At 55.5% G+C, this 13,045-nt stretch carries 12 protein-coding genes; 9 read left to right on the top strand and 3 right to left on the bottom strand.

What is annotated here, in order from left to right; translation table 11 throughout:
* Window positions 1–55: 55 nt before the first annotated feature.
* The 9 genes from rodZ (at window position 56) to AAHF05_RS16680 (ending at window position 10,194) form a co-directional block, all read left to right on the top strand.
* On the top strand, window positions 56–1,072 hold the full coding sequence (rodZ, locus tag AAHF05_RS16720; RefSeq protein ID WP_129323994.1) for a cytoskeleton protein RodZ: 1,017 nt from the start codon (window positions 56–58) through the stop codon (window positions 1,070–1,072).
* Window positions 1,073–1,098: 26 nt separating this feature from the next.
* A complete protein-coding gene (gene ispG / locus AAHF05_RS16715; protein WP_023308814.1) occupies window positions 1,099–2,217 on the top strand; it encodes a flavodoxin-dependent (E)-4-hydroxy-3-methylbut-2-enyl-diphosphate synthase in 1,119 nt (372 codons plus the stop codon).
* 80 nt (window positions 2,218–2,297) lie between these two features.
* Complete coding sequence (hisS, locus tag AAHF05_RS16710) at window positions 2,298–3,572, top strand: histidine--tRNA ligase (RefSeq protein WP_108090902.1); 1,275 nt, start codon at window positions 2,298–2,300, stop codon at window positions 3,570–3,572.
* Between the two features lie 13 nt (window positions 3,573–3,585).
* Window positions 3,586–4,206: a YfgM family protein gene (locus AAHF05_RS16705; RefSeq protein WP_028016093.1), complete on the top strand. Its 621-nt coding sequence runs from the start codon at window positions 3,586–3,588 to the stop codon at window positions 4,204–4,206.
* A 10-nt stretch (window positions 4,207–4,216) separates the two neighbouring features.
* The gene (bamB, locus tag AAHF05_RS16700; RefSeq protein ID WP_129323995.1) at window positions 4,217–5,395 is read left to right on the top strand and encodes an outer membrane protein assembly factor BamB; all 1,179 of its coding nucleotides are present in this window, start codon (window positions 4,217–4,219) and stop codon (window positions 5,393–5,395) included.
* A gap of 112 nt (window positions 5,396–5,507) precedes the next feature.
* The gene (gene der / locus AAHF05_RS16695) at window positions 5,508–6,983 is read left to right on the top strand and encodes a ribosome biogenesis GTPase Der (RefSeq protein WP_129323996.1); all 1,476 of its coding nucleotides are present in this window, start codon (window positions 5,508–5,510) and stop codon (window positions 6,981–6,983) included.
* A gap of 301 nt (window positions 6,984–7,284) precedes the next feature.
* Complete coding sequence (locus AAHF05_RS16690) at window positions 7,285–8,826, top strand: peptide MFS transporter (RefSeq protein WP_028016095.1); 1,542 nt, start codon at window positions 7,285–7,287, stop codon at window positions 8,824–8,826.
* Between the two features lie 61 nt (window positions 8,827–8,887).
* Entirely contained in the window at window positions 8,888–9,922 is a 1,035-nt protein-coding gene (locus AAHF05_RS16685; protein WP_129323997.1) for a Gfo/Idh/MocA family oxidoreductase, read from the top strand.
* Between the two features lie 50 nt (window positions 9,923–9,972).
* On the top strand, window positions 9,973–10,194 hold the full coding sequence (locus AAHF05_RS16680) for a zinc ribbon domain-containing protein (protein WP_129323998.1): 222 nt from the start codon (window positions 9,973–9,975) through the stop codon (window positions 10,192–10,194).
* On the opposite strand, the gene AAHF05_RS16675 is transcribed toward AAHF05_RS16680, so the two are convergent.
* From AAHF05_RS16675 to xseA, 3 genes are read right to left on the bottom strand one after another with little or no spacing between them, the layout of a single operon-like run.
* On the bottom strand, window positions 10,191–10,541 hold the full coding sequence (locus AAHF05_RS16675) for a protealysin inhibitor emfourin (RefSeq protein ID WP_114977518.1): 351 nt from the start codon (window positions 10,539–10,541) through the stop codon (window positions 10,191–10,193). The genes AAHF05_RS16680 and AAHF05_RS16675 overlap by 4 nt on opposite strands.
* Window positions 10,542–11,561 (bottom strand): M4 family metallopeptidase, encoded by a 1,020-nt coding sequence (locus AAHF05_RS16670; protein ID WP_129323999.1) that lies wholly within the window; start codon window positions 11,559–11,561, stop codon window positions 10,542–10,544.
* Window positions 11,562–11,619: 58 nt separating this feature from the next.
* Complete coding sequence (gene xseA, locus AAHF05_RS16665; protein ID WP_129324000.1) at window positions 11,620–12,993, bottom strand: exodeoxyribonuclease VII large subunit; 1,374 nt, start codon at window positions 12,991–12,993, stop codon at window positions 11,620–11,622.
* Between the last annotated feature and the right edge of the window lie 52 nt (window positions 12,994–13,045).

Here is a 13,045-nt window from a genome sequence, read left to right as displayed (position 1 = left end):
TTGTGACTCACCGGCGCCTGAACCCTTATTTTTCACGTACCAGTAGTTGTAGCGAATGAATACTGAAGCCACTCACGACCAACATGAAGCACTCTCCACTGGCGTTCGTCTTCGCAACGCCCGTGAACAACTCGGACTCAGCCAGCAAGCCGTTGCAGAACGCTTGTGCCTGAAGGTTTCCACGGTTCGCGATATTGAAGAAGATAAGGCACCTGCCGATCTGGCTTCAACGTTCTTGCGCGGTTATATCCGCTCTTATGCAAAACTGGTGCACATCCCCGAAAACGAATTACTGCCGATGATGGAGAAGCAGGCACCGGTACGTGCAGCGAAAGTTGCGCCGATGCAGACTTTCTCCCTGGGGAAACGTCGTAAAAAACGTGATGGCTGGCTGATGAGCTTTACCTGGCTGGTCCTGTTTGTGGTGATCGGTCTGACCGGCGCATGGTGGTGGCAAAACCACAAGGCGCAGCAGGAAGAGATCAGCACCATGGCCGATCAATCCTCCGCCGAACTCAACCAGGCCGGAAGTGAGAACGGCCAGAGCGTGCCGCTGAATACCGACGGCGCAGCTTCCTCCAGCGAGCCACAGACCGCAGCGCCAGACGCGTCGGCGACCGGTACAGCGCAGGCCCCGGTAGCAACGGCGAACACCACTGCACCTTTGGCTCAGGATCAAAACGCGGTGGTTTCCCCTTCTCAGGCTAATGTTGATACGGCGGCGAACGCGCCTGCGGCTACTCAGCCTGCAGACAATAGCGCAGCGAATCTGCCAACCAGCCCGGCAGGCACTGCCACGGCAGCCGCCGATCCGAATGCGCTGGTGATGAACTTTAACGCCGACTGCTGGCTGGAAGTGACTGACGCAACAGGTAAAAAACTGTTCAGCGGCCTGCAGCGTAAAGATGGCACGTTAAACCTAACCGGCCAGGCTCCTTATAAACTTAAAATCGGCGCTCCGGCAGCGGTACAGATCCAGTATCAAGGAAAACCTGTCGACCTGAGCCGCTTTATCAGAACTAACCAGGTTGCACGTCTTACCGTTAATGCCGAACAATCAGCAGCACAGTAACAGACGGGCAACGCGGGAGATTTTTCATGCATAACCAGGCTCCGATTCAACGTAGAAAATCGAAACGGATTTACGTTGGGAATGTGCCAATCGGCGATGGGGCACCTATCGCCGTTCAGTCGATGACCAACACGCGCACCACCGATGTGGAAGCGACGGTCAATCAAATCAAAGCATTAGAACGTGTAGGCGCGGACATTGTTCGCGTCTCCGTCCCGACCATGGACGCCGCTGAGGCGTTTAAGCTGATCAAACAGCAGGTCAGTGTTCCGCTGGTGGCTGATATCCACTTCGACTACCGCATTGCCCTGAAAGTGGCCGAATACGGCGTCGACTGCTTGCGTATTAACCCGGGCAATATCGGTAACGAAGAGCGTATCCGCATGGTAGTGGACTGCGCCCGCGATAAAAATATTCCTATCCGTATCGGCGTCAATGCCGGTTCCCTGGAAAAAGATCTGCAGGAAAAGTACGGTGAGCCTACGCCACAGGCGTTGCTCGAATCCGCGATGCGTCACGTCGATCATCTCGATCGTCTTAACTTCGATCAGTTCAAAGTCAGCGTAAAAGCGTCCGACGTATTCCTTGCGGTGGAGTCTTACCGCCTGCTGGCAAAACAGATCGACCAGCCTCTGCACCTCGGGATCACCGAAGCAGGTGGTCTGCGCAGCGGCTCGGTAAAATCCGCGATCGGTCTGGGGCTGCTGCTCTCCGAAGGGATCGGTGACACTCTGCGCGTCTCTCTGGCGGCCGATCCGGTCGAAGAGATCAAGGTCGGTTTCGATATCCTGAAGTCGCTGCGTATTCGCGCACGTGGGATCAACTTCATTGCCTGCCCAACCTGTTCACGTCAGGAGTTTGATGTGATCGGAACGGTGAATGCTCTGGAACAGCGTCTGGAAGACATCATCACCCCGATGGACGTCTCCATCATCGGCTGTGTGGTGAACGGTCCGGGTGAAGCGCTGGTGTCAACCCTGGGCGTGACCGGCGGTAACAAGAAAAGTGGTCTCTATGAAGATGGCGTTCGTAAAGATCGTCTGGATAATAGCGACATGATCGACCAGCTTGAAGCCCGCATCCGTGCCAAAGCGGCCATGATGGACGAGACACAGCGTATCAGCGTTCAGCAGGTTGAAAAATAACGTGATGGGAAGCCGCGAGCTTCCCATGTATGATTGAACCCATTCTTTGGGTTTTTTTTGTATATAGAAAGAGAATAAACGTGGCAAAAAACATTCAAGCCATCCGCGGCATGAACGATTATCTGCCTGGCGAAACCGCCATCTGGCAGCGCATTGAAGGCACACTGAAGCAGGTGCTCGGCAGCTACGGTTACAGCGAAATCCGTTTGCCGATTGTAGAGCAGACCCCGTTATTCAAACGCGCGATCGGCGAAGTCACCGACGTGGTTGAAAAAGAGATGTACACCTTTGAGGACCGTAACGGCGACAGCCTGACCCTGCGTCCGGAAGGGACGGCGGGCTGCGTACGCGCCGGCATCGAACATGGTCTTCTGTACAATCAGGAGCAACGCCTGTGGTATATCGGCCCGATGTTCCGCCACGAACGTCCCCAGAAAGGTCGTTATCGCCAGTTCAACCAGCTGGGTGTGGAAGTTTTTGGCCTGCAGGGGCCGGATATTGACGCTGAGCTGATTATGCTGACCGCTCGCTGGTGGCGCGCGCTGGGGATTTCTGAGCACGTTTCGCTGGAGCTGAACTCAATCGGCTCTCTGGAAGCACGCGCAAACTACCGTGACGCGCTGGTGGCATTCCTGGAACAGCATAAAGAGAAGCTGGACGAAGACTGCAAACGTCGTATGTACAGCAACCCGCTGCGCGTTCTGGATTCCAAAAACGCAGATGTTCAGGCGCTGCTGAACGATGCGCCTGCGCTGGGTGACTACCTGGATGAAGAGTCTCGCGAACACTTCGCGGGCCTGTGCAAGCTGCTTGAAGCGGCAGGTATCGCTTACACCGTTAACCAGCGCCTGGTGCGCGGTCTGGACTATTACAACCGCACTGTATTCGAGTGGGTTACCTCAAGCCTTGGTTCGCAGGGCACCGTGTGTGCGGGCGGTCGTTATGATGGTCTGGTAGAGCAGTTAGGTGGCCGTGCAGCCCCTGCGGTTGGCTTCGCGATGGGTCTTGAACGACTTGTTTTGCTGGTTCAGGCAGTTAATCCGGAATTTAAAGCAGATTCCGTTGTCGATATATACCTGGTGGCCTCAGGTGCGGATACGCAGTCTGCGGCGATGCAGCTTGCTGAACGCGTGCGCGATGCACTGCCGGAGGTTAAGCTGATGACCAACCACGGCGGCGGCAACTTTAAAAAACAGTTTGCTCGTGCCGATAAGTGGGGCGCAAGTATTGCACTGGTGCTGGGCGAGTCCGAAGTGGCTAACGGCGAAGTAGTAGTGAAAGACCTGCGCTCTGGTGAGCAGACAACGGTAACGCAGGACGGCGTTGCGGCGCACTTGCGCACTCTATTAGGCTAAGGAGAAGGACTGCGTGGAAATTTACGAGAACGAACACGATCAGGTCGACGCGATTAAACGCTTCTTTGCTGAAAACGGCAAAGCGCTGGTTGTTGGGGTAATTTTAGGTGTCGGTGCGCTGATAGGCTGGCGTTACTGGAACAATCATCAGGCGGATTCCGCGCGTGGCGCGTCCCTGTCCTATGAAAATACCGTGAGCGCAATTCGAGCCGATCAGCCACAAACGCTGACGGCAGCCGAAAAGTTTGCGGCTGATAACAAAAACACCTACGGTGCACTGGCTGCACTGGAAGTAGCACAGCAGTACGTTGATAAGAACGAACTGGATAAAGCGGCTGCTCAGCTGTCTCAGGGCCTTGCGGCCGCCAGCGATGAAAACCTGAAAGCGGTTATCAACCTTCGTCTGGCACGTATCCAGGTTCAGCAGAAAAAAGCTGACGACGCGCTGAAAACGCTCGATACCATCAAAGGTGAGGGTTTTGCTGCCATCGTTGCCGATCTGCGCGGTGAAGCACTGCTGAGCAAAGGTGACAAAGCGGGCGCGCGTAAAGCGTGGCAAGCTGGCGTGGATAGTCAGGCATCACCTGCGCTGAGCGAAATGATGCAGATGAAAATAAATAATTTGTCCGTCTGAGAGGGACCCGATGCAATTGCGTAAATTACTTCTGCCAGGACTGCTTTCTGTTACGTTATTGAGTGGTTGTTCACTGTTCAGTGGCGAAGAAGACGTTGTGAAAATGTCCCCACTGCCGACGGTTGAAAACCAGTTTACCCCATCCACTGCGTGGAGCACCTCCGTGGGTGATGGGATTGGTGATTTCTATTCCAACCTTCATCCGGCCTTTGCCGACAGCGTAATCTATGCGGCTGACCGCAAAGGTACCGTGAAAGCGTTGAACGCTGATGACGGAAAAGAAGTGTGGTCGATTAACCTGGCGGAAAAAGACGGCTGGTTCTCCCGTAAACCTGCACTGCTGTCTGGTGGCCTGACGGTTGCCGGTGGTCATGTCTACGTGGGCAGCGAAAAAGCACAGGTTTATGCCCTGAACAGCAGCGACGGTTCCATTGCCTGGCAAACGACCGTGGCGGGTGAATCCCTGTCTCGTCCGGTGGTGAGTGACGGCCTGGTGCTGATTCATACCAGCAACGGTCAGCTGCAGGCGCTGAACGAAGCGGACGGACTGGTGAAATGGACCGTTAACCTGGATATGCCAGCGCTTTCTCTGCGCGGCGAATCCGCACCGGCTACCGCGTTTGGTGCTGCCATTGTCGGCGGTGACAACGGTCGCGTGAGCGCAGTGCTGATGCAGCAAGGCCAGATGATCTGGCAGCAGCGTATCTCTCAGGCTACGGGCTCAACGGAAATTGACCGTCTGAGCGACGTCGACACAACGCCGGTTATCGTTAACGGTGTGGTTTACGCGCTGGCCTATAACGGTAACCTGACTGCGCTGGATCTGCGCAGCGGTCAGATCATGTGGAAACGTGAGCTGGGCTCGGTGAATGATTTCATCGTTGAGGGTAACCGCATCTATATGGTTGACCAGAACGACCGTCTGCTGGCGCTGAGCACCGAAGGTGGCGTGACGCTGTGGACGCAAAGCGATCTGCTGCACCGTCTGCTGACCGCGCCAGCGCTGTACAACGGTAGCCTGGTGGTTGGTGACAGCGAAGGGTATATGCACTGGATTGATCCAGAAAATGGTCGCTTTGTTGCACAGCAAAAAGTCGACAGCTCTGGTTTCCTGACCGATCCGGTTGTGGCCGATGGTAAACTGCTGATTCAGGCAAAAGACGGCACGCTGTACGCGATCACGCGTTAATTACTCGGCGGTTGTAGTATACTAAACGGCTCCTGTTCATTCAGGAGCCGTTTTGACATTTTTAAAAACGCCGCGAAAGCGACGTTATTTTGAATTTTATGAGGCTTCAAACATGGTACCTGTGGTCGCGCTTGTCGGGCGCCCTAACGTTGGAAAATCCACTCTTTTTAACCGTTTAACACGCACCCGTGATGCGCTGGTTGCGGATTTCCCGGGGCTGACGCGTGACCGTAAGTACGGTCGTGCAGAAGTAGAAGGACGCGAGTTCATCTGTATTGATACCGGTGGTATTGACGGAACTGAAGATGGTGTTGAAACCCGCATGGCAGAGCAGTCGCTGCTGGCAATTGAAGAGGCCGATGTGGTGCTGTTCATGGTGGATGCCCGTGCTGGCCTGATGCCAGCGGACTCCGCGATCGCCAAACACCTGCGTTCACGCGAAAAGCCGACCTTCCTGGTGGCGAACAAAACTGACGGCATCGATGCCGATCAGGCAATCGCGGATTTCTGGTCTCTGGGCCTGGGTGAAATCTACCCTATCGCGGCATCGCATGGCCGTGGCGTAACCAGCCTGCTGGAAACCGTTCTGCTGCCGTGGGTCGACGAAGTTAACCCGTCAGAAGAGGTGGACGAAGACGCCGAATACTGGGCGCAGTTTGAAGACGGAGAAGAGGGCGAAGAAGAAGAGCCTGAAGACGACTTCAACCCGCAGGATCTGCCGATCAAGCTGGCTATCGTGGGTCGTCCAAACGTAGGTAAGTCTACACTTACTAACCGTATCCTGGGTGAAGAACGCGTGGTCGTTTACGACATGCCGGGCACCACCCGTGACAGTATCTACATCCCAATGCAGCGTGATGAGCGTGAGTATGTCCTCATCGACACCGCAGGGGTACGTAAACGCGGGAAAATCACCGATGTGGTGGAAAAATTCTCCGTTATCAAAACCCTGCAGGCGATTGAAGATGCCAACGTGGTGCTGCTGGTTATTGACGCTCGCGAAGGTATCTCCGATCAGGATCTCTCTCTGCTCGGCTTTATCCTCAATAGTGGGCGCTCACTGGTTATTGTGGTCAACAAATGGGATGGCCTGAGCAATGAAGTGAGAGAACAGGTGAAAGAGACCCTCGACTTCCGTCTGGGCTTCATCGACTTTGCTCGCGTGCACTTCATCTCCGCGCTGCACGGCAGCGGCGTGGGCAACCTGTTCGAATCGGTGCGTGAAGCGTATGACAGCTCCACCCGTCGTCAGAGTACCGCCATGCTGACTCGCATCATGAACATGGCTGCAGAAGACCATCAGCCGCCGCTGGTGCGCGGTCGTCGCGTGAAGCTGAAATATGCCCACGCAGGGGGTTATAATCCACCAATCGTGGTGATTCACGGCAACCAGGTGAAAGACCTGCCGGACTCCTACAAGCGCTATCTGATGAACTACTTCCGTAAATCGCTTGACGTGATGGGCACGCCTATCCGCATCCAGTTTAAGGAAGGGGAAAACCCGTTCGCCAACAAGCGTAACACCCTGACGCCAAACCAGATGCGTAAGCGTAAGCGTTTGATTAAACACATTAAGAAAAGCAAATAATCATTGCCGATCTCACCAAAGCCCGCGTTTATCGCGGGCTTTTTTTTCGCTCAATCATACCGTCGGTTTTCTCTGTGTGAAGTCAATCACTATTCACTTTTAACCAAGTTTAAATCTAAGAAAGTAGACAATAGTCGAATTTTCATCTTAAAGTCCGGGGTCCGGTACTAGACAAAACTAGCGCCTGGTTATCAAATGGTTAACTAACTTTTCGCCGCATGTAAAAAATCGGTCAGATACGTAACTGACCGGCGTACTTGCTGGTGTTTACAAGCACGACGACATACCTTTCGGGAGAATTATGCAATCCTCTGTTAATCAAAAAGAAAGCCGAACGTTCTTCGGCCATCCGTATCCGCTCGGTTCTCTGTTCTTCACCGAGATGTGGGAGCGCTTCTCGTTTTACGGCATTCGCCCGCTACTGATCCTGTTTATGGCCGCCACCGTCTATGACGGCGGGATGGGGCTGGCGCGCGAAAACGCCTCGGCGATTGTCGGTATCTTTGCCGGGACCATGTATCTGGCCGCACTGCCGGGTGGCTGGCTGGCCGATAACTGGCTCGGCCAGCAGAGAGCCGTCTGGTACGGTTCGATTCTGATTGCGCTCGGTCACCTGTCGATCGCGCTGTCGGCCATCATGGGCGATAACCTGTTCTTCATCGGCCTGATGTTCATCGTGCTCGGCTCTGGTCTGTTCAAAACCTGTATCTCGGTGATGGTCGGTACCCTGTACAAAAAAGGTGACGCGCGTCGTGACGGCGGATTCTCGCTGTTCTACATGGGCATCAACATGGGCTCGTTCATCGCGCCACTGATTTCCGGCTGGCTGATCAAAACCCACGGCTGGCACTGGGGCTTTGGTATTGGCGGTATCGGGATGCTGGTCGCGCTGATTATCTTCCGCGTGTTTGCCGTTCCGGCGATGAAACGCTATGACAGCGAAGTCGGTCTGGACTCCACCTGGAACAGCCCGGTTGTGAAGCGTAACGGCGTGGGCGTGTGGCTCCTGGCGCTGGCCGCAGGTGTGGCGACGATCGTCACGCTGATCGCCCAGGGCGTGATTGTGATTAACCCGGTCGCGGTAGCCAGCGTGCTGGTTTACGTGATTGCGGCGTCCGTGGCCCTCTACTTTATTTATCTGTTTGTTTTTGCAGGCCTGAACCGTAAAGAGCGCGCCAGACTGCTGGTCTGTTTTATTCTGCTGATCTCTGCGGCCTTCTTCTGGTCTGCGTTTGAGCAGAAGCCAACCTCGTTCAACCTGTTCGCCAACGACTACACTAACCGCATGATCGGTGATTTCGAAATCCCGGCGGTGTGGTTCCAGTCAATTAACGCCCTGTTCATCATCCTGCTGGCACCGGTATTTAGCTGGGCATGGCCGAAGCTTGCGAGCATGAACATTCGTCCGAGCAGTATCACCAAGTTTGTTATCGGTATTCTGTGTGCTGCGGCAGGTTTTGGCCTGATGATGCTGGCGGCAGAAAACGTGCTGAGTAATGGTGGCGCGGGTGTGTCGCCGTTCTGGCTGGTGGGCAGTATCCTGATGCTGACGCTCGGCGAACTGTGCCTGAGCCCGATTGGCCTGGCGACCATGACATTGCTGGCGCCAGAGAGAATGCGTGGTCAGATGATGGGCTTGTGGTTCTGCGCCAGTGCCCTGGGGAACCTGGCTGCGGGCCTGATTGGCGGTCACGTGAAGGCCGACCAGCTGGATATGCTGCCGGATCTCTTTGCTCGCTGTTCCGTCGCGCTGCTGATTTGTGCCGCGGTACTGATCGTCCTCATTGTTCCAGTGCGTCGTATGCTGGAAAATGCGCAGACTAAACCGGCTGCTAACGCCTGATAAACCTCAGTGTGCCGGGGCAGACGTTACGCCCCGGCACTGTATTCCCTGAGGTGAAATTATGCAGTTAGGATTTGTTGGTCTTGGCGCGGTAGTGGAAACCGCGTATATGCCCGCGTTGCGACACCTTTTTGGTCACTCGGTTCGTTGTTTCGGGTTTGATGTTCTTCCCGCAAAGCGCCCTGAAGGCGTTACGCGCTGCACTTCCCTTGCGGAGCTTCTTGCTATACCGCTGGATACCCTGTTTATCACCACTGCATCGCTGCATCATCTTGAGGTGCTGGAGCAGGCGATTGCCTCGCCCGTTCCACGCATTGTGGTTGAAAAACCGGTAGTCGCCACGCTTCCCCAAATAGAAAAGCTCAACGCGCTGCTGGCAAAACCCGGTGTGGCATCTCGCGTGCTGGCGCTCGACCACTGGATGGCGCGCCTTGAAACGGTGAAGCGGTCGCTGGTGGGTAATGTCTCTGACATCGTCAAAATAGACGGTTTTTTGCAGGAGCCGAGTGGCTATAACGTAGCTGGAGAACCCATTGCGCTTAACTTTGCCACGGGCGAGCCGGATACCCGTACGCTTCGCCATCCTGATGGCGTGATTCTGGATATCGGTACGCACGTGCTGGCGATGCTGCGCGAAACGGTGCGTTATCTGGGAGGCCATGACGATATGACGTTGCAGGTCGTCACGGCTAAAGACCGCCTGGGTCGCGAAATCGCAAAAGGCGACCTGACCACGGCGGAAGGCGAGGCGCATCTTCAGGGAAGCATCAGCGGCGTGCCGGTGGATATCTGGCTTAACAAATACGCGGGACCCGCGGGCGGGCAAAAGGGTTTACGGTTCTGCTTGAGGGACGGGGGCACTATCAGCTACGACCGGCACGGCACAGAAGATGTGCTGGAGCTGATAAATGGCGAGACCCGTCAATGCTGGAAAATTCCCGGCACAATCTACGAACACTGTCTTGCAGAGCATATTCTGGGCGCCAGGAGTCTGTATGAACGGGCTCCGCAAGAGGTGAGTCGCACCACGCGCCGCAGGATCGAGGAAGTGACGCTGCTGCTGACCTTGCAGCAACAGTTGCGTGGCCCGCACTGAACGCAACGTGGTAAAATTATCACAGACATGAATGCGCTAAAGGAGTCACCATGACGATTACCTGCCCGGATTGCCAGACACAGCTTGAGCCCCTGAACGGGGTGGCACATTGCGACAGCTGTAATAAAGACATTGCGCTTGAAGCCCGTTGCCCGGAATGCCATCAGCCGCTCCAGGTATTAAAAGCCTGCGGCGCGGTGGACTATTTCTGCCAGAACGGCCACGGTCTTATCTCTAAAAAACGCGTGGAGTTCGTTCAGGCCGAAGGCTAATCGCACACGCAGCCTTCGCCTTTCTGCCACAGCTCGACCAGCGACTCGGGCGCCTCCTGCTCCGGTACCAGCACGATGATATCGGCGTAGTGCGCCTGATTTTGCCCGGTCCAGATAATCTGGATGCGGAAATAGCGCTGGTCGCCGCTGCCGGGTGAAGAGGCTTGCCCCGGCGGCTGACCGCGAGGAAAAGCCTGCTCCAGGATGCTCACCACGCGCTGGCGCTGAGCCTCATTGAGCGAAGAAAGCGCGATGGTACGCTGGCCGCTCAGCTTAGGAATAAAAGCGACGCCGCCTTCACGGGCCAGCTCAACCACGGCGTCATCCGTCAGTTCCGGAACCTGCATTTACAACACTCCCACCTGTTCCCAGGCTTGCTTAATGGCCGCTCCAACGTCGCCACCGAAGCGTTTCTCTCCGTGCGCTATCGTCAGTTTTGCGAAGGCCTCAAAATCCGCATCCTGCGCCAGATTGCGATCGCAAACTGTGTCGTACCAGGCATAACCCGCTTTTTCCCAGGCGTAGCCGCCGATCGCCGTCGCGGCCAGATAAAATGCCCGGTTGGGAATGCCGGAATTCAGGTGGACGCCGCCGTTATCCTCGCGCGTTTTAATGAAATCTTTCATGTGCGCGGGCTGCGGATCTTTGCCGAGCAGCGGATCGTCGTAGCCAGTACCGGGTTCAGACATCGAACGCAGCCCTTTACCATTGATTCCTTTTGCAAGCAGCCCTTCACCAATGAGCCAGTCTGCTTTATCGGCGGTTTGCTTCAGATGATACTGTTTGACCAGGGATCCAAACACGTCTGACAGCGACTCGTTCAGCGCGCCAGACTGTTCAAAATAGATAAGCCCGGCTTCGGTTTCAGTCACACCGTGGCTCAGCTCGTGTGCCACCACGTCGATGGCGATGGTAAAGCGGTTAAAGATTTCCCCGTCACCGTCGCCGAATACCATCTGCTGACCGTTCCAGAAGGCGTTCTGATATTCCCGACCGTAATGCACGGTACCGGTCAAAATAAGCCCTTTATTATCGAGTGAGTCACGCTGATATTCTTTCCAGAAGAAATCATGGGTAATACCCAAATAATCGTACGCTTCATCCACCGCCACATCACCGTTCGAAGGCTGGCCTTCGTAACGCACCTGCGAACCCGGCAGTTCCTGGGTCTGCTTCGCGTCGTAAATATCGCGCTCCAGCTGTCCGGCTTTATTCACGTGCGGCGCGGCAGGTTTTCCCGGCATGTGGGCCATCAGCGTCTGGACATGGGTTAAGGTCTGGCGGGCGCAGCGCTGTTGCGGCTCTGAACCGCTTTCGATAATACGACGAAGAATATAAGGGGGAATAACGCTATGACGATGGGACATGCTGCTCTCCTTATTAAAAAAGGGAATAGCAGCAGTATAGTAAGTAACCGGCGAAGAATTATCCGGTTTTACGCTGGCGCGTTTTTTTCACCGGTTTAATTGATTTCACTTCGCTTTCTACCCAACCGTCTGAAAGACGTGTCGTCAGCACATCACCGGTATTCACCTGTTTAGTTTGCTTCAGCACTTTGCCGTCTGTCGCCGTCGTCACGCTATAGCCGCGCGCCAGCGTGGAGAGAGGGCTAACCGCTTCAAGATGGGTCACCGCATTGCCAAAGCGTTCGCGGGTTGAGCTCAGCCGCGTACGGATATTCTCTGCCAGACGATATTCGAGCTGCTGGATCCGCGTTTGCGCGCGATAAATTTTCGGCTGCGGGTTCCCCTGGTTCAGGCGCTGCGTGACGCGCTGCTGACGCGACACCGCGCGCTTGAGCTGGTTATCCAGCGCGAAATTCATACGCTGACGCAGGCGCTCCAGGACGGTCTGCTGACGCGCCAGTCGCAGTTGTGGGTGCTGCTGCTGCAGTCGATGATGAAGCTGGGTAAAACGACGGGTACGGTTTGCGAGGAAGTAGTCCATCGCCATTTCAAGACGCTGCTGGCCGTTCTGAAGCTGACGCAGCAGCTCCAGCTGGTTGCGGCTCACCACTTCCGCTGCTGCGGACGGCGTAGGGGCGCGTAAATCCGCAACAAAATCCGCGATGGTGACGTCCGTTTCGTGCCCGACGGCGCTCACGACAGGGATATGGCTTGCGAAAATCGCCCGTGCCACACGTTCGTCGTTAAAGCTCCACAGGTCTTCCAGCGAGCCGCCGCCACGTCCGACTATCAGCACGTCGCACTCCTGACGCGCATTCGCCAGTTCAATGGCGCGGACAATCTGGCCCGGTGCGTCATCACCCTGTACGGCGGTTGGGTAGATGATCACGGGCAGGGAAGGGTCACGACGCTTAAGCACGTGCAAAATATCGTGCAGGGCCGCACCGGTTTTTGAAGTGATAACCCCAACGCAGTGGGCAGGAGAGGGGAGCGGCTTTTTGAACTGCTGGTCGAACAGCCCCTCTTCCGAGAGTTTTGCTTTTAGCTGTTCATACTTCTGCTGTAGCAAGCCTTCGCCCGCAGGCTGCATGCTCTCGACGATAATCTGATAGTCGCCGCGCGGCTCATACAACGTGATATTGGCGCGCACCAGAACCTGCTGGCCGTGCTGAGGACGGAACGTCACGCGACGGTTGCTGTTGCGGAACATCGCGCAGCGCACCTGGGCGGTATCGTCTTTTAGCGTAAAGTACCAGTGACCGGATGACGGCTGCGTGAAGTTTGAGATCTCACCGCTGATCCACACTTGCCCCATTTCCTGCTCAAGCAGTAAACGAACCGTTTGATTAAGGCGGCTAACGGTAAAAATTGAAGGGGTTTGAGAGGATAACATGTGAGCGGGATCAAATTCTAAATCAGCAAGTTATTCAGTCGATAGTAACCTG

Source organism: Enterobacter adelaidei (assembly GCF_041937165.1).
Taxonomy (GTDB): domain Bacteria; phylum Pseudomonadota; class Gammaproteobacteria; order Enterobacterales; family Enterobacteriaceae; genus Enterobacter; species Enterobacter adelaidei.
The sequence above is the reverse complement of the archived record's forward strand: the minus strand, read 5'-3'. Positions and strand labels throughout refer to the sequence as shown.